14 protein-coding genes are annotated in these 17,369 nt (G+C 71.7%); 4 read left to right on the top strand and 10 right to left on the bottom strand.

Translation table 11 applies throughout. The features are described from left to right. Positions 1-5 precede the first annotated feature (5 nt). Positions 6-4,076 carry a tetratricopeptide repeat protein gene (locus tag Sp245p_RS23415; RefSeq protein ID WP_165359994.1) on the top strand — a complete coding sequence of 1,357 codons (4,071 nt, stop codon included), beginning with the start codon at positions 6-8 and terminating at the stop codon, positions 4,074-4,076. Positions 4,077-4,103: 27 nt separating this feature from the next. Here Sp245p_RS23415 and Sp245p_RS23420 read toward each other — a convergent pair whose 3' ends face one another. The 10 genes from Sp245p_RS23420 to Sp245p_RS23465 form a co-directional block, all read right to left on the bottom strand. Beyond that, the gene (locus Sp245p_RS23420; protein ID WP_014199149.1) at positions 4,104-4,874 is read right to left on the bottom strand and encodes a short-chain dehydrogenase/reductase; all 771 of its coding nucleotides are present in this window, start codon (positions 4,872-4,874) and stop codon (positions 4,104-4,106) included. A 3-nt stretch (positions 4,875-4,877) separates the two neighbouring features. Continuing rightward, complete coding sequence (locus Sp245p_RS23425; RefSeq protein WP_014199148.1) at positions 4,878-5,768, bottom strand: polysaccharide deacetylase family protein; 891 nt, start codon at positions 5,766-5,768, stop codon at positions 4,878-4,880. Continuing rightward, positions 5,765-6,532, bottom strand: a complete 768-nt coding sequence (locus Sp245p_RS23430) for an ABC transporter ATP-binding protein (RefSeq protein WP_014199147.1) — start codon at positions 6,530-6,532, stop codon at positions 5,765-5,767. Before Sp245p_RS23430 ends, Sp245p_RS23425 begins: the two co-directional genes overlap by 4 nt. A gap of 15 nt (positions 6,533-6,547) precedes the next feature. After that, entirely contained in the window at positions 6,548-7,429 is an 882-nt protein-coding gene (locus Sp245p_RS23435) for an ABC transporter permease (protein WP_041813827.1), read from the bottom strand. A 78-nt stretch (positions 7,430-7,507) separates the two neighbouring features. Further along, positions 7,508-8,494, bottom strand: coding sequence for an ABC transporter substrate-binding protein (locus tag Sp245p_RS23440; RefSeq protein WP_014199145.1), 987 nt, complete (start codon positions 8,492-8,494; stop codon positions 7,508-7,510). Between the two features lie 51 nt (positions 8,495-8,545). Beyond that, positions 8,546-9,367 (bottom strand): enoyl-CoA hydratase, encoded by an 822-nt coding sequence (locus Sp245p_RS23445; RefSeq protein ID WP_109138939.1) that lies wholly within the window; start codon positions 9,365-9,367, stop codon positions 8,546-8,548. Next, positions 9,367-10,560, bottom strand: coding sequence for a CaiB/BaiF CoA transferase family protein (locus Sp245p_RS23450; protein WP_014199143.1), 1,194 nt, complete (start codon positions 10,558-10,560; stop codon positions 9,367-9,369). The genes Sp245p_RS23445 and Sp245p_RS23450 overlap by 1 nt, the downstream gene beginning before the upstream one ends. Beyond that, complete coding sequence (locus tag Sp245p_RS23455; protein ID WP_014199142.1) at positions 10,557-11,927, bottom strand: amidase; 1,371 nt, start codon at positions 11,925-11,927, stop codon at positions 10,557-10,559. The genes Sp245p_RS23450 and Sp245p_RS23455 overlap by 4 nt, the downstream gene beginning before the upstream one ends. 95 nt (positions 11,928-12,022) lie before the next feature. After that, entirely contained in the window at positions 12,023-12,925 is a 903-nt protein-coding gene (locus Sp245p_RS23460; RefSeq protein ID WP_014199141.1) for a LysR family transcriptional regulator, read from the bottom strand. 103 nt (positions 12,926-13,028) lie between these two features. Continuing rightward, complete coding sequence (locus Sp245p_RS23465) at positions 13,029-13,811, bottom strand: FadR/GntR family transcriptional regulator (RefSeq protein ID WP_014199140.1); 783 nt, start codon at positions 13,809-13,811, stop codon at positions 13,029-13,031. A gap of 157 nt (positions 13,812-13,968) precedes the next feature. Between Sp245p_RS23465 and Sp245p_RS23470 the strand changes: the two genes are divergently transcribed. Genes Sp245p_RS23470 through Sp245p_RS23480 form a run of 3 tightly spaced genes read left to right on the top strand, consistent with a single transcriptional unit; the run spans position 13,969 to position 17,346 of the window. Then, complete coding sequence (locus Sp245p_RS23470; RefSeq protein ID WP_109138941.1) at positions 13,969-15,150, top strand: four-carbon acid sugar kinase family protein; 1,182 nt, start codon at positions 13,969-13,971, stop codon at positions 15,148-15,150. After that, positions 15,147-16,175: a 4-hydroxythreonine-4-phosphate dehydrogenase PdxA gene (gene pdxA / locus Sp245p_RS23475; protein ID WP_014199139.1), complete on the top strand. Its 1,029-nt coding sequence runs from the start codon at positions 15,147-15,149 to the stop codon at positions 16,173-16,175. Before Sp245p_RS23470 ends, pdxA begins: the two co-directional genes overlap by 4 nt. A gap of 16 nt (positions 16,176-16,191) precedes the next feature. Beyond that, entirely contained in the window at positions 16,192-17,346 is a 1,155-nt protein-coding gene (locus tag Sp245p_RS23480) for an iron-containing alcohol dehydrogenase (RefSeq protein ID WP_014199138.1), read from the top strand. Positions 17,347-17,369: the final 23 nt, after the last annotated feature.

The raw sequence follows: 17,369 nt of genomic DNA on the forward strand, positions 1-17,369 counted from the left end.
CGCCCATGCCTCCCCCCCTCCCCGCCGGCGCGACCGTCAACCCCATCGCCGATGTGATCCGGTTCCAACGCGCCGGGCACCCCGACGCGGCGGAGGCGCTGCTGCGCACTATGCTGTCCATCGACGGTTCCAACGAGGAGGCGTGGCTCCGGCTCGGCGGCATGGCGCTCGGGGACGGACGGAACCGCCTTGCTGCCCGTTGCTTCGCCCGCGTCATGCTGTTCGCGCCGGACCGCGCCCAGGCCATGCACAATCTCGCCGAAGCCCTGCGCATGACCGGGCGGAAGGCGCAGGCGACCATCGCCTTCACGCGGGCGCTGCGGCTGCGTCCGGCCTATCCCAAGGCGCTGGCCGCCTTCGGGCTGATGATGATGGACACGGGAAACGGGCGCGCGGCACGGCATCTGGCCGCGCGCGCTCTGATCCTCGACCCGGCCTTCGCCACCGGATGGCGCAATCTGGCGACGATGCTCCAACCGATGAACCAGCCGGACACGGTGGCTCGCCTGCTCCGCCGGGCGGTGCTGTCCACCCCGGACAGCCCCAGCCTCCGGGCCGCCTACGGCGTCGCCCTGTGCGAGGTCAAGGAAACCCGCCGCGCCCTGGACGCGCTGCGCCAAGCCGTCGCGCTGGCCCCGGGCCTTGCCCAGGCGGTGAACCATCTGGCCTTCGGCCTGATGCACGACGGCGACCTGGAAGGGGCCTTGCGGACCACCGGGCGCGGCCGCCGCATCGACCCCATGGCGGCCGAAGCGGATGCCCAGGATTCGCTGACGTGGATGATGAAGGGCGAATTCGCGCGCGGCGCCGCCGCCATCCGGCGCGCCCTGATCCTCGACCCGGGCAACTCCGGCATCCTGGTCAACGTCGCCCTGCTCCTGCACGCCAGGAACGAGGGCAAGGAGAGCATCCGCTGGAACAAGCGTGCCCTGCGCCTGGACCCGGACAGCACGGTGGCCCGTTTCAACCTGTCAATGACCCTGTTGCAGCGCGGCGATTTCGCCCGCGGCTGGGCGCTGTACGAGGCGCGCTGGTCGATGTGGGGCGCCGGCTACCCGCGTTATGCCCCGGCCTGGGACGGTGGCCCTCTGAACGGGCGGAGCATCCTGCTGACCGCCGAGCAGGGGCATGGCGACACCCTGCATTTCGTCCGCTACGCCACCCTGCTGGCGGAGCGTGGCGGGCGCGTGTTCCTGCATGTGCAGCCTCTCCTGAAGCGGTTGCTCGCCAACACCCCCGGGGTCACGGCGGTTTTCGGAATGGACGAGGAGCCGCCGGCCTGCGATCTGTGCGCGCCGCTGCTCAGCCTTCCCCGGCTGGTCGGGACCCGGCTGGACAGCATTCCCGACGCCATGCCCTATCTGCGCGCCAGCGAGGGCGACCGTCCGTCCTGGCGGGAACGTTTGGCCGGGGAGCGGCGGCTGAAGGTCGGCCTCGTCTGGGCGGGCGAACCGCGCAAGGGGGATCTCAAGGCCAACTCCGTCGATCGTCGGCGCAGCCTGACGCTGGACGCCCTCGCGCCCCTGGCCGCCATTCCGAACATCGCCTTCCACAGCCTGCAGATCGGGGAGGCGGGCGCCCAGGCCAAGGCGCCGCCTCCGGGGATGGAGGTCATCGACTGGACCGGCCACATCCGCGACTTCGCCGACACCGCGGCCTTCATCGATGAACTGGACCTCGTGGTGACGGTCGACACCTCGGTCTGCCATCTGGCGGGCGGTCTGGGCAAACCGGTCTGGGTGCTGTCGCGATTCGACGCCTGCTGGCGCTGGCTGGGCCACCGGGAGGACAGCCCCTGGTACCCGACCATGCGTCTGTTCTACCAGGAGGAACCGGGAGCCTGGGACGCCCCGATCGCGCGGCTGGCCACCGCGCTGGCCAAGCTGGTCTCCGGCGGCGATGGTTCCGGACCGGCCGCCCGGCGGACGACGGACCGGGCGCCCGATCCGGCGGGCGCGTTTCGGGGTGATCCCCTCGGGGCGGGTTTGCAGGCGGCGGTCGCCGCCCACCGCTCCGGACGCCTGACGGAAGCCGCCGCCGGCTACCGCCGGGCGTTGACCGCCGACCCGGCGAGGGGGGACGCGCTGCATCTCCTCGGGTTGACGAATCTGGTCGGTGGGGACCAGGCCGCGGCGGAGCGCTGGATCGACCGCGGCGTGTCCGTCGAGCCGGGTCGCGCTACGTTCCGCAACTCGTTGGGCGAGTGCCGCCGCTCCGCCGACCGTCTGGAGGCCGCCGTCCTGTGCTTCCAGCAGGCCGTAGCGCTCGACCCCGCCTATGCCGAGCCGTGGGTCAACCTCGCCAAGCTGTCGGTGGCCACCGGCCGGCCGGGCGATGGTGACCGACAGGCCCGGCGCGCGGTGCACCTGTCGCCCCTGTTGCCGGACGCTTGGCGCACGCTTGGCCATGCGGCGCTGGAGCGGGGTGAAGCCGGCCTGGCCGAGCGGGCTGGACGCCGGGGGCTGGCGCTTCTCCCCACCGACGGGGAGGCGCTGGGCCACGCCGCGCGATTGGCCGGGCAGCGCGGCGACCGGGAACTGGCCGAACGGCTGCTCGGGCGCGTCCTCCGCCTCGACCCGGAAGCGGCTCACGCGTGGCGCGAGCAGGCCGATCTGACGCTGAAGAGCGGCGCGCACGCCAAAGCCCTGCCAATGCTGCAACGGGCGCTCGCGCTTGCACCCGATTTTCCGGAGGCGCTCAACAACCTCGGCGGTGCACTGCTCGGTCTGCGGCGCCAGGAGGAGGCGGGACGCCATTACCGCCGGGCCATCCAACTCCGTCCGGGCTATCCCGACCCCTGGAACAACGCTGGCAGCGCCTTGCAGGAGCGGGGTGACACGGCCCTGGCTCTGGACCATTACCGGCGTGCGGTGGCGCTGTCCCCGGCGCATCCCGTGGCCTATGCCAACATGGGCGAAACCATCCGCTCCTCGGCGGCGGGGATGCCGGATTTCCGGGTGGCGGAGGCGCTGTGCCGCCGCGCCCTGACGTTGGTGCCGGGTCATGGCGCCGCCCTGAACGCACTGTCGGTGCTGTGCCTGGACCTGCGGCGCCTGGAGGAGGCGGAGGCCGGCTTCCGCACGCTCATCGAGCGGAACCCGGAGAGCGCCCAGGCCGGCTTCAACCTGTCCTTGGTCCTGCTGACCAGCGGCCGGTTGCGCGAAGGGTGGGAGCATTACGAGGAGCGCTGGCGGATCGGCGAGATTCCCGTTCCCAAAGCGCCGGGCCGGCTGTGGATGGGCGAGCCGCTGGAGGGCCGGAGCATCCTGCTGCACGCCGAACAGGGCCATGGCGACACGCTGCAGTTCGTGCGCTACGCCCCGATGGTGGCGGAGCGGAGCGGCCGGGTCCATCTGGCCGTCCACAGTGGTCTGCGGCGCCTGATGGAGCGCATTCCCGGACTGGAGGGCGTGTACGACCTGTACGGCAGGCTGCCGGCGACGGACTTCCATTGCCCGCTGCTCAGCCTGCCGCGGGCCTTCGGAACGGAAATCGGCAGCATTCCCGCGGCGGTCCCCTACCTGAAGTCCGATCCGGCGGAGGTGGAGCGGTGGCGGGCGCGCTTGCCCGCGGACGGGCGGCTCAAGGTCGGCCTCGTGTGGTCCGGCGATCCGCGCCCGCACAGCCCCAAGGCCAACGCGGTGGACCGGCGGCGCAGCCTGACGCTGGCCGCTCTGGCCCCGCTGGCCACCGCCGGGGACGCGCTGTTCGTCAGCCTGCAGAAGGGAAGCCCCGCGGCCCAGGCCAAGGAGCCGCCCCCCGGCATGGACCTGATCGACCCGATGGACGCGGTGACGGATTTCGCGGACACGGCGGCGCTGATGCGTTGCCTGGACCTGATCGTCACCGTGGACACGTCGGTGGCGCATCTGGCGGGCGGGCTGGGCCTGCCGGTCTGGGTGCTGTCGCGCCACTCCGGCTGCTGGCGTTGGCTCACCCGGCGGACGGACAGCCCCTGGTACCCGACGCTCCGGCTGTTCCACCAGCCCAGCCCCGGCGATTGGGAGCCGGCCGTCGCCCAACTGGCGGAAGCGCTGACGGAGCGCGTGCGATCGCACGAAGCCCATCCGGCTTGACCGGGGAGGGCCGTCGCGCGATCGGGTTCAGCGGAACCGTCCGCCGCCGTCCATGTCGACCACCGAGCCCGACAGGTAGGCGACGCGCGGCGAGCTGAGGAGCGTGACGAGGGAGGCGATCTCGGACGGTTCGGCGAGACGCCCGAAGGGAAGATCGCCCAGGGCTTCGGCCCAGCGTTCCTCGTCGTCGAAGCGCGTCTTGGCGCGCTTGCGGTAGACCGCCGCGACCCGGTCGGTGCGCGTCGCCGACGGGTTCACCCCGAAGACGCGGACGTTCCAGTCGGTGCTGCGGGCGCCCACCGCCTGGGTGAAGGCGATGAGCGCCGCATTGCCCGCCGAGCCGCAGGCATAGTCCCAGCGCGGCGTCATGCCCATCATGCCGATGACGTTGACGATGGTCCCGCCGCCGCGCTCCCGCATCGCCTCGACGAAGAGCTTCGTCATGTGGATGTATCCGAAGACCTTCAGCTGCCACGCCGCTTCCCATTCGGCCATGCCGAGGTCGAGGACGCTGCCGCCGGGGATCGCCCCGGCGTTGTTGACCAGCACGTCGATGTCGGGAAGCGCCGCGGCGAGCCGTTCACGGGACGCCCCGTCGGCGAGGTCGGCGGCCATCGTCTCGACCGCCACGCCGTGACGCGCGCGGATGCCCGCCGCCGCCGTTTCCAGCGCTGCCGCGTCGCGGGCGACCAGGACGGGCAGGGCGCCCTCGGCGGCGAAGGCCTCGGCGCAGGCGAGCCCGATTCCCTTGGAGCCCCCGGTGACGAGGACCCGCTTGCCGGACAGGTTCAAGTCCATCGCTCAGCCCCCCGCTTGTTCCGCTGCCGGCTCCGCCGCCGCGTACCAGTCGGCGATCTGCGGGCCGGTGGCGAAGGCGACGTGCGGCGAGGCCTGCAACAGGTCCAGCATGGCTTCCAGCTCGTGCAGCCGGTGCGGCACCGCAATCAGGTGCGGGTGCAGGCCGATGGCCAGGACGCGCGGGTTCTCCACGCATTCCCGCTCGAACAGCCGCAGGGTGTGGCCGAGCCGGCTCAGCATCTCCCCCGTCGCGTGCTTTTCGATGGCGTAGACGATGGAGTCGTTGATCTCCAGGTTGTAGGGCATGGCGAGCAGCGGGCCGTGCGCGGTGCGCATCCAACTCGGCAGGTCGTCCACCACCCAGTCGAACACATGGTCGATGCCCTGGCGGCGCAGCAGGTCGGGCGTCTGCACCGTCTCGCGCAGGCCGGGGCTCAGCCAGCCGCGCGGGCGCGTGCCGGTGAAGCGCTCGATGCGGTCCAGCGCCGCCTCGATCAACGCCTCCTCGCCGTCTCCGGCGTGGTTGATCGCCTTCTGGTGCATGCCGTGGCCGATGAACTCCCAGCCGGCGGCGAGCATGGCCTCGGCGGCCTGCGGGTAGGCGTCGATGACGCCGGCGTTGAGGCTGGTCGAGGCGGGCACGCCGCGGTCGCGGAACAGCGTCAGGATGCGCGGCAGGCCGCTGCGCATGCCGTAGTCGGCCCAGCTGAAGTTCGGCACGTCCGGCACCGTCTCCCGCCCGTGGGGCGGGGTGATGATGGTGCGTGGCATCGCCTCGTCGAAGCGCCAGTTCTCCACGTTGACGACCAGATGGGCGATGATCCGCCGCCCCTGGAAGTCCGGCAACGCCGGCCGAGCGTCGGACAGGCGGTAGCTGATCCGGGGGTTGGTCATGCGTGTTCCTTCTGCGCTTCGCGCATCTCGGCCATGATGGCGGCCTTGTGCCGGATGAAGGCCGGGTCGGTCAGCTGGTCCACCGAGCGGGGCCGCGGCAGGTCCACGGTGATCTCGCGGGTGATCCGCCCCGGCCGGGCCGACATGATGCAGATGCGGTCGGCGAGCAGGATCGCCTCGTCGATGTCGTGCGTGACGAACAGAACCGTGGTGCCGAGCGTCTGCCAGACGTCGAGCAGAAGCTGCTGCATGCTCATGCGAGTCTGGGCGTCGAGCGCGCCGAACGGCTCGTCCATCAGCAGCGCCTTGGGGTCCATGACCAGGGCGCGGGCGATGCCGACGCGCTGGCGCATGCCGCCGGAAAGCTGCGAGGGCAGGGCGCTGGCGAAGCGCTCCAGCCCGACGAGGCGGAGCAGCTCGCGGATCTTCGGCTCGTATTCGGCGCGCGGGCGCTTCTGGACGCTCGGCCCGAAGGCGATGTTCTGCTCCACCGTCAGCCAGGGCAGCAGGGCCGCCTCCTGGAAGACGACGGCGCGTTCCGGGCCGGGGCTGTCGACCGTGCCGCCGTTGAAGGACAGCGCGCCGGAGGTCATCTCCTCGAAGCCGGCGATAAGGTTGAGCAGGGTGGATTTGCCGCAGCCCGAGGGGCCGAGCAGGGCGACGAACTCGCCCTCGCCGATGTCGAGGTTGACGCGGTCGAGCGCGATGACCGGTTGCTTGCCGGGGTAGGTCTTCACGACCTCGCGGAAACGAATGGTGCCCATGTGTGTCTCCGTGCTTCAGCGCGAGGCGGATTGGAGCCGGCGCCAGCGCAGGGCCCAGTGCTCGACGGTGACGATCAGGCGGTCGCTCAGCAGGCCCATGGCCCCGATCGACAGCATGTCGGCGATGACCACGTCCATGCGGCCGACGTAGTAGGCGTCCCACAGCACGTAGCCGAGCCCCGACTTGACCGCGACCATCTCGGAGACGATGACCGCCGTCCAGGCGATGCCCAGACCGATGCGCAGCCCCGTGAAGATCGCCGGCAGCGCCGCCGGCAGGACCACGCGCCGCAGCACGTCGAACCGGCTGGCCCCCATCATCTCGGCCGCCCGGATCCAGTTGCGGTCGACGTCGCGGGCGCCGTGCGTGGCGTTCACCACGATCGGGTAGAAGCCGCCGAGGGCGATCAGGAAAATCGCGCCCATGTCCTGGATGCCGAACACGGCGATGGAGAAGGGCAGCCACGCGGTAATGGGGATGGGGCGCAGAAGCTGGATCGTCGGGTCCACCGTGCCGGACACGGCGCGGCTCCAGCCGATCATCACCCCCGCCGGGATGCCGATGGCCATGGCGAGCACGAAGCCCTGCGCGACGCGCATCGACGAGAACAGCACGTTGCTCAGCCAAGTGCCGCTGTAGGGGTTGAGGCCCATGCCCTGCGGGCCGAAGGCCCAGACGACCCAAGCGTCCCACACCCGGTCGGGCGTCGGCAGCACACCCCCGGCCAGCGAGCCGCCCGATCCGGCGAGCTGCCACACCGCGATCACCAGGACGGGCAGCAGCGCCGCGCGCATCGCCGCACCGGTGCGTCCCGCCGGGAACAGGCCCCGGCTCTTCACCTTGGGAGCCGCCGGCACGGGGGCCGCGTCCAGAGCTCTTGCGGGCGCGTCATTCATCACTCCAGTCCTCCGCCATTCTTGTCGCCGCCACGCTGTCGGAAGGCCGCCCGCCGGAGCGGGCGGCGGCGTTCCAAATCACTGAGCCTTCTCGACGAAGGAGGCGTCCCAGTACTTCTCGATGTCGCCCGACACGTCCTTCGGAATGACGCCCAGCTCGTTGAAGGCCTTGGCCTGACGCTTGATCTGGTCGACCGTGGTGACGGAGCCAAGCTCGATCACCTTGGACGCCTCGGCGGCGAGCTTGGTGTCGAGGCCGGTCAGCGACGCGTAGGCCTTGGTGAACTCGTCCGGCGAGGCGGCGAGCTTCTTCTGCGCCTGCAGATAGGCCCAGACGAATCGCTCCATGGCGGGGCGCTTCTCGGCCATCGACTTGCGGTTGGCGGCCAGCATGCCGAGCTCCGCGCCGACCGATTTGGACTGGCTGTATTCGAGATTCTTGGCGAAGAAGCCGTAGCCTTCCATCACCGGGATGGATTCGAAGGGCTCCCAGGTGACGATGGCGTCGACCTCGCCGCGCTGCAGGGCCTGGTCGAAGTTGGCGCCGCCGCCCTGGATGTTCACGGCCTGGAAGCTGTTGTAGGGGATGTTCTTCTCGGTCAAGGTCGCGGCGAACTGGAACCACACCGCCGAACCGGGGGCGATGGCGACCTTCTTGCCCTTCAGGTCGTCCCAGCTGTCGAGTTTGACGCCCTTGCGGCCGATCACGTATTTCGGGGAGCTGCCGACGCCCATGATGCCGACCATGTCGGTGGCGCCCTGGGCCAGCGAGATCGCGAGGTCGGCCGGTCCGACGGTGGCCATGTCGAGGGAGCCGGCGAGAAGCGCGGTGCGCGCGTCGGCGTAACGGGCGAACTCGACCGTCTTCAGCTCGACTCCGAGCTTCTTGAGGTCGTCGGTGATCATCACCACCGGGGCGAGATGGCCCACCTTCTGATAGCCCACCGTCAGCTCGACCGGCTTCGGCAGGGGAGCGGGTTCCGCCGCGCGTGCGGCGGGCGACAATGCCAGACATCCGGCGATGACCGCGCCGATGGTGTTGAGACCCAGATGCTTCCAGTTCATGACTTGTCTCCCTGTTTATGGTTCGCCGCCCCGTGGGGCCGATCCTCCGCCTTACTCTCCCTTGAAACCGGGTTCTCTTTTTTGCGCGAAGGCGGCACGCCCCTCCGCGTAATCGGCGCTGGCGAAGCAGCGGGCGACCAGCGCGTCCACCGCTTCGGTGTCGGCCGGACCGTCGGTCCGCAGCGCTTCCAGCATGGCCCGTTTCGCCGCGCGCAGCGTCAGCGGCGCGTTTCCGGCGATCAGGCCGAGATAGTCCTCCACCGCGCCGTCGAAGGCGGACGCTGGGGCCACGCGCTGGACGATGCCGAGGCTTGCCGCCTCGTCCGCCGTCACGACGCGCGCGCTGAACAGCAGGTCGGCGGCGGCAGCAGCACCCATCCGCTGCACGACGAGGCGCACCAGGGGGAAGCCGTAGCCGAGCCCGAGCCGGGCGCCCGGCATGCGGAAGCGGGCGCCGTCGTCGCTGAGCCGCAGGTCGCAGCACAGAGCCAGCTCCAGCCCGCCGCCGAAGCAGATGCCGCGGATGGCGGCGACCGTGGGCACCGGGGCGTTGAGGAGCGCCTCGGTCGCTGCCGACACGGCTTCCTCATAGGCGGCCGCCTGGGCGGCATCGGCGCGGACGGTGCCGAATTCGGAGATGTCGGCCCCGGCGGAGAAGGCGCGCTCCCCGGCACCACGGACCAGCAGGACGCGGACCGCGGGGTCGGCCACGGCGCGGCCGATGCGCTCGGGCAGGGAGCGCCACATCTCCAGCGTCATCGCGTTCAGCCGCCGGGGCTGGTCGAGAGTCAGGCGGGCGATCCCGCCCGACACGTCGAGCCCCACCACGCCGCCGGCCATGATCTCCGGAGCTCCCGGTTCCTGCTCGGCCATCAGACGATCCCCTGCGCCTTGAGGGCGGCGACGTCCGCCGGGGACAGGCCGATGGCGCCCAGCACCTCCGCCGTGTGCTCGCCCGCGTCGGGGGCGGGCCGCTCGATGCGGGCGGGGGTGCGCGACAGGCCGACGGGCTGTCCGACGAGGCGCATGGCGCCGCGGGCGGGATGCTCGCAGGGCACGGCGATGCCGAGATGCCCGACCTGCGGGTCGGCGAAGACCTCATCCATGCGGTAGATCGGTCCCGCCGGAACCCCTTCCTCCTCCAGCCGTGCCAGCCAGTCCGCCGTCTTGCGCGTGCGGAACACCTCCTCCAGCAGCGGCTTGAGCGTCGGGCGATTGCGGAAGCGCTGCTCCTGCGTGGCGAACTCGGGGGCGTCGGCGAGGTCCTCGCGCTCGATGGCCCGGCAGAAGGACTGCCACTGCCCGTCGCCGCCGACGCCGATGTTCAGGTGGCCGTCGGCCGTCGCCATCACGCCCATGGGGGTCGAATAGGGGTGGTCGTTGCCCGCCGGCTGCGGCACCTCGCCCTCCACCAGATAGCGGGCGGCCTGGAAGTCCATCAGGGCGATCTGGGATTCCAGAAGCGAGGTCTGGACCCACTGCCCCTCACCGGAGCGGTCGCGTTCCGACAGGGCGACCAGGATGCCGATGGCGGCGTAGAGGCCGGAGGCGCTGTCGGCGACCGCGATGCCCGCCCGCACCGGTCCCTGTCCGGGAAGGCCGGTGACGCTCATCAGGCCGCCCATGCCCTGGGCGATCTGGTCGAAGCCGGCGCGCTCGCGGTAGGGGCCGGTCTGGCCGTAGCCGGAGATGGAGGCCAGGATGATCCGCGGATTCACCGCCCGCAGCGCGTCGTAGCCGATGCCGAGCCGGTCCTTGACGTCGGGCCGGTAGTTCTCGACCACCACGTCCGCCGTGCGCACCAGCTCCAGGAACAGGTCGCGGCCCTGCGGGGTGCGGAGGTTGAGCGACAGCGACCGCTTGTTGCGGTGCAGGTTCAGCATGTCGTAGCCGTGCCGGGGGCCGCTCATCCCCTCGTTGCGGTCGACGCCCGGCGGCGCCTCGACCTTGATGACGTCCGCCCCGAAGTCGGCGAGCACGCGGCAGCAGGTCGGGCCGGCGCGCACGCGCGTGAGATCCAGGACTCGGATGTGCTCAAGAGCTTTTGCGGGTTCGGATCGGGTCATGAGCCACGCTGTGCAAGAGGGCTGGGAAAATCGGTGATCTCGCTGGGCCGCCGCCGGTGCCAGCCGGTCCGCGCCTGCAGCGCCGCGGCGAGTGCCAGCAGCGTGCCGTCCGTCCCCGGACGGCCGACGATCTGGAGCGCCACCGGCATCCCGCGGTCGTCGAAGCCGGCCGGGACGGCGACCGCCGGCAGGCTAAGGGCGTTGACGAAGCGGGTGTAGGCGCTGAGCCGATAGAGCGTCGCCGCGTGGAAGTCCGGGGAAGCCGGGTCGGCCACGGCGACCGGCGGCGTGCGGATCGGCATGACCGGCAGCAGGAGGGCGCCGGCGTCGCCGAACAGACTGTCCAGGATGGGCGCGGTGGCGTTGGACAGCGCCGCCTTGGCCGCGGCGAGGCGGTCCGGCGTGATGTCCAGGCCCTTGGCGAGCCGCCGGGCGAGGGTCGGGTCCCGCGCGGCGAGGGCAAGCCCGCCATGCTGGGCCGCCGCCTCGGCCTGGAGAATGAGGAAGAGGGGGTCGGACAGCGCCTCGATGGCGGACAGGCCCGACCGTTGCTCCAGGGAGACGCCGCAGGCGGCGATGGCTTCCGCGCCGTCGCGGCAAGCCGCCTGGATCGGCGCCTCGGACGCCTCGACCGCGTCGGACAGGAGGGCGACGCAGGCCGGCGGTTCGGATGGGAACCCCATATCCGTCGCCAGAACGGGCGCCAGGAGTTGGATGTCGCGCGCGCTGCGCGCCAAAATTCCGATGGTGTCGAGGCTGGGGGCCAGCGCCATCGCCCCGGCGACCGGCACCACGCCGTAGGTCGGCTTCCAGGCGGTGACTCCGCAGGCCTGCGCGGGGATGCGCAGCGACCCGGCGGTGTCCGACCCCAGAGCGGCGAACACCGCGCCGGACGCCACCGCCACCGCCGATCCGGAGGACGAGCCGCCGGGGACGATGTCGCGGTTCCAGGGGTTGAGCGCCTTGCCCACGCCCGACGGCTCATAGGCCAGAGCTGTCATGGTGGTGAAGCCGATCCGCCGCGCCCCGGCCCCGTCGAGCCGTTCCAGCACCGCCGCACGCCGCGGGGCCGGGCCTGACGCGTCGTCCGCGGCAGCGGGAAGGCCGCAGCCGGGGGAGCGCCCGACGCTGTCGAACATGTCCTTGGCGGCGTAGGGCAGCCCGGCCAGTGGGCCGGCGGCGTCCGCTTCGGCGGTGCCAAGCCCGACGAAGCAGCCGAAGCGGGCCTGAACCTCCGGTGCCCAGGCCGCGCAGGCCGCGGCGGCCTCGGCGCGGGCCGGCGTCGGGAGCCCGCTCCAATCCGCGAAACCGGGACCGGCCGCGCGGGGGTCGTCAGGAACATCGGGGTTCTGGCTGGTCCAGGACATTTGGCCCACTCCCTCATCGCCGGACCTGATGATGAGGGTCTGCACAGTTGCCTAGAAGAACAATTGCGACACACCTGATTTCGAATTTCTCGAAATCACGGCTTCGGCACCGCCTGCTCCCGCAGGAAATCCAGAAGCCGTTGGCTGGGCGCGTCCAGAGCGTCCGGTGAACGAACGCAAATCTCGAAGCTGCGTTCCGCCCACTCCTCGTCGAGGGCGACCAGCTCGACGCCGAGCGCGGTCGAGAGGGGCTGGACGGCGCGCTTCGGCAGGACGCCGACGCCCAGCCCCAGGCTGATCATCTGGCACATCACCTCGAAGCTGCGGACCTGGACGCGCACCTTGATGAAGCGGCCCTCCGCCCGGGCCCGCTCGGCGAGCAGGCCGTGCACGGCGGTGCCGCCCTCCAGCGCCACATGCTCCTCGTCCAGAAGCTCGGCGAAGCGCAGGCTGGGCCGGTCGGCCAGACGATGCCCGCGCGGCAACGCCACCCACAGCCGGTCCTTGGCGTAGGGGTAGCGGACCAGCCCCTCGGTCCCCCGGCCGCCGACGATAACCCCGATGTCGGCCTTCTTGTGATAGAGCGCGTCCAGCGTGTCGGCGCTGGGGCGTTCCTCCAACTCCAATTTGATGCCGGGATTTTCCGCGGCGAAGCGCGAGAGGTCGGCGGCGAGGCATTCCACCAGCGCCGAGGAGGAGGCGTAGACCCGCACATGGCCGCGCACGCCGGACCGGTATTCGGCAAGCATCGCCTCCAGCTGTGCCCCCAGATAGACCATATCGTGCGCATAGCGGAGCACGAGCAGCCCGGCCGGGGTCGGCTCGATGCCGTGAGGGCGCCGCTTCAGCAGCGGCATCCCGGCGTCGTGCTCCAGCAGCCGGATGCGCCGGCTGGCGGCGGACACCGCGAGATTCAAAGCCTCGCTGGCGCGGCTCAGGCTTTTCAGCTCGCAGGCTTTCACGAACAGCCGAAGCGTCGCCAAGTCATGGTGAAGCACGGTCCACTCACCCCATCCGCAATCCGCCGTTCCCGACAGAGTGCCATCACGGGCGCGGGCGGGCGAGCGCGATGACAGGGTGACGGGATTCAGGGGGGCCGGATCACAGCGACAGGTCGAGCACCCGCCCTTCGAACACGCGGTCGCGCGACCCTTCCAGATGCCGGCGCATGCGCGCGCGCGCGGTGTCGGCGTCGCGGCAGCGGATCGCTTCGAAGATGCCCCGGTGCTCCTCCAGGACATGGGACAGGCCGCCGCTGGGGCCCAGCAGCGACGAGCCGTGGAACTTCATGCCGACGGCGATGTGGTCCTTCAGCGCCTGCATCGACGACGCGTAATAGTGGTTGTTCGCGGCGTCCGCGATGGCGGCGTGGAAGGCGAAGTCCGCGTCGTCCCGGTGCCGGTGGGCGTGCGTCGCGTCGGCCATCAGGTCGAGCGCCGAGACGATGTTGGACAGCGCCGCGTCGTTCCAGCGCAGGGCGGCGTGGTAGGCGTGGTCCGGCTCGATGGTCAGGCGGAATTCGTAGCAACGCTGGATGTCGGCGATGGTCTCCACCGGTGCGTAGCCGAGCAGCGGCCGGCTTTCCTCCACCGTCGCCCGCACGAAGCTGCCGGCGCCCTGGCGCGAGTAGATCATCCCCTCATCACGCAGCCGGCGCAGCGCCTCGCGCACGATGGGGCGCGACACCTGGAAGCGCGTGGCGAGTTCGTTCTCCCCCGGCAGCCGCTCGTTCGGCTGGTAGTCGCCGGCGCTGATCTGGGTCAGCAGAAGCTGGTAGACGCGCTGGACGAGAGGCGTGTGGCGCGCCCGCGCCGCGGTGTGGCCCTCGCCATCCCCGGGCATCGGCGAAGCGCCGTCCTCCATCCCCCGATCGCGTGACTCCATACGGCCTTCTCCTGCGACGTCCTGTCAACTTGTAAAGATGTAAACCCATTCTGGCGGGTGGTTCAAGCGGAAAAGCAGCAATCAACATTACAACATGTTGACAGGTGATTTGTTGTATGTCTCAATGATCCGGCCTTGAACAACGGGTCGGGATGCCATGCCGCCGCTTCACCTGATCGCCGACGACCTGACCGGCGCGCTGGACAGCGCGGCGGCCTTCGCCGGCCCGGACCGCCCGGTTGCGGTCCATTGGGACGGGGTTCCCGTCGGTCTGGCGGTGGGCGCCTCGGTGGCGCTCGACACCGGCACGCGGGACATCGGGGACGCGGCGGCGGCCCGGCGGCGGGTGACGGCGCTGGCGACCCGCCTGCCGGACGGCGAGGCGCTGCGCTTCGCCAAGCTGGACAGCCTGCTGCGTGGCCATGGCGCGGCGGAGATCGCCGCCTGGATGGCGGTGGACCGGCCGGACCATTGCATCGTCGCCCCGGCCTTTCCCTTCCAGGGGCGGGTGACGCGCGCCGGCCGCCAGCACATTCGGGATGTGGACGGCTGGACGGCCGTCGCCACCGATCTGACGGCCGCCCTGGAGGCGGAGGGCGAGCGGGTGCGGCTGTGCCGCCCCGGCGACCCGGTGCCGCCCGGCGTCAGCCTGTGGGACGCCGAGACCGAGGCCGACCTCGCCGCCATCGCGGCCACCGGGCTGGCCCTGTCCGGCCGGGTGCTGTGGTGCGGCAGCGGCGGCTTGGCGGCGGCCCTGGCGGCGGTGATGGAAACCGGTCGCGGACCGGCGCCGTCGCCGGATCCGTTTCCCCGGCCGCTGTTGGGGCTGTTCGGCACCGACCATCCGGTGACGATGGCGCAGCTCACCGCCTGCGGCGGCGACGTTCTGGTCCTACCGGACGGCGGGACCGCCTCCGCGGCGCGCGTGGCCGCGCGTCTGGCGGAGCGCGGCGCCGCGCTGGTCCGCCTCGGCCTGCCCGACGGGCTGGCGCGCGACGCGGCGGCCGAGCGCATCGGGCGGGAACTGGGCGCGCTGGCCCGCCGCCTTGTCCCGCCGGCGACCCTGCTGGTGTCGGGCGGCGAGACGCTGCGGGCGTTGTGCGGGGCGCTCGGCGCCGGCCGCCTCGACCTCGACGGCGCCCTGCTGCCGGGCGTGCCCGGATCGACCCTGCGTGGCGGCGCTTGGGACGGGGTGCGCGTCGTCTCCAAATCGGGCGCCTTCGGCGACCCCTCGCTTTTGCGCCGGCTGATCCGCGGGGACACCCCCGACGCGGACCGGGCGGCCCCGGAACCAACGCGCCACGGCACGCCCTGGCCGCATCGAGGAGAACGAGCATGACCCCCCATCTGGCCATCACCATGGGTGATCCGGCCGGCGTCGGACCCGAGATCATCGTCAAGGCCTGCGCCCGCCTGAAGGAGCGGCTGGACGCCGGAAGCCTGCGGCTTCTGGTGATCGGCAGCAACCCGGCGCTGATGGCGGCGCGCGAGGCCTTGGGCAGCGACCTCGCCTTCCCCGAGGTGACGGCGGACGAGGAGTGGCCGGCGCTCGCCTGCCTGCAGGCCGGCCCGGAGGGCGAACCGATCCGCCCCGGCGAGCTGTCGGTGGACGGCGGCCGCTTCGCCTATCTGGCGGTGGAGCGCGCGGTGCGGCTGGCCGAGGCCGGGCGCATCCATGGGCTGGTCACGGCGCCGCTGAACAAGGAGGCGATGAACAAGGCCGGCTACCACTTCGCCGGCCACACCGACCTGCTGGCCGAGCTGACCGGTGCCCGCGGGTCGGTGATGATGCTGGCCCACGGCAACATGCGGGTCAGCCACGTCACCACCCACATCGCGCTGGAGGACGTGCCGAAGCGCCTGACGCCGGAGCGGCTGCGCTACGTCATCGACCGCACCGACGAGACGTTGGCCGGGCTGGGTCTGGAGCGCCGCCGCATCGCCATCGCCGCCCTGAACCCCCACGCTGGGGAAGGCGGGCTGTTCGGCCGGCAGGACATCGAGATCACCACCCCGGTCATCGAGCGCTGCGTGGCCGAGGGGCTGGACGTGGTGGGGCCGGTGCCGGGCGACACGGTCTTCGTCAAGCTGCGCGCCGGCCAGTTCGACGCGGTGGTCGCCATGTACCACGACCAGGGACACATTCCGGTCAAGCTGCTGGGCTTCCACGTCGATCCGGCGACTGGCCGGTGGGACGCGCTGAGCGGGGTCAACATCACGCTGGGGCTGCCGATCATCCGCACCTCCGTCGATCACGGCACCGCCTTCGACATCGCCGGCAAGGGCATCGCCAACGAGCTGAGCCTGATCGAGGCCATCGATTACGCCGAGAAGCTGGCCGCCGCCCGTCGGCGGACCGGCTGAGGAAGGAGCACCCGCCATGACGGAGTCCATCCACGCCACCCCGCCCGACATGTTCACGCCCATCGAGCTGGTCCGGCCCCCGCGCGTCCTGTTCGGCGGCGGTCTGGTCGCCTCGGTCGGCGCCTGGGCACGGGAGAACGGCATCGCCCGCACGTTGGTGGTGGCCGACGCCTTCAACGCCGCCCGCGTCGGTCTGCTCGACCTTCCGGGCGCGGTGACGGTCTTCGACCGCGTGCGGCCGGAGCCGGACACAGCCAACCTCGACGACTTGCTGGCCGTGGCCGAGGCGGCGGAGCCGCAGTTCGTCGTCGGCTTCGGCGGCGGCAGCGCCATGGATCTGGCCAAGCTGGCGGCGGTGCTGCCGGGCAGCGGCCAGACCCTGGCCGACGTCGCCGGGGCGGAACGGGTCCGCGCCAAGCGCGCCGCCCTGGCCCAGGTGCCGACCACCGCCGGCACCGGCAGCGAGGCCGGCACCCGCGCCCTGGTCACCGATCCGGCCACCGCCAGCAAGATCGCCGTGCAGAGCCTGCGCATGCTGGCCGATCTGGCGGTGGTCGATCCCGACCTGACGATGACTGTGCCGCGGGCGGTGACCGCCGCCACCGGGGTGGACGCGCTGGCCCATTGCGTCGAGGCCTACACCAACCGCAAGGCCCATCCGGCCATCGACCTCTACGCGCTGGCGGGCATCCGGCTGATCGGGCGCTGGCTGCCGCGCGCCGTCGCCGACGGTTCCGACCGCGAGGCGCGGGCCGGTCTGGCGCTGGCCTCGCTCTACGGCGGTTTCTGCCTGGGGCCGGTCAACACGGCGGCGGGCCACGCCGTCGCCTATCCGCTGGGCACCCGGCACCATGTGCCGCACGGGGCGGCCAACGCCCTGGTCTTCCCCCATGTCCTGGCCTTCAACGCCCCGGCGGTGCCGGAGAAGACGGCCGGGGTGCTGGCGGCGCTGGGGCTGAAGCCGGTCCGCGAGCCGGCGGCGGTCCTTCAGGCGGCCCATGGCTGGTGCCTGGCGCTCGGCTGCACCATGTCGCTCTCGGACCTCGGCGTGCCGGAAGACGATCTGCCCCGCATGGCCGAGGAGGCGCACGCCATCCGCCGCCTGCTCGACAACAACCCGCGCCCGGTCGGGCGCGACGACATACTGGCGATGTACCGCGCCGCCTACTGATGACGTTCCGGACCGAAGCCGGA

Source organism: Azospirillum baldaniorum (assembly GCF_003119195.2).
Lineage (GTDB): Bacteria > Pseudomonadota > Alphaproteobacteria > Azospirillales > Azospirillaceae > Azospirillum > Azospirillum baldaniorum.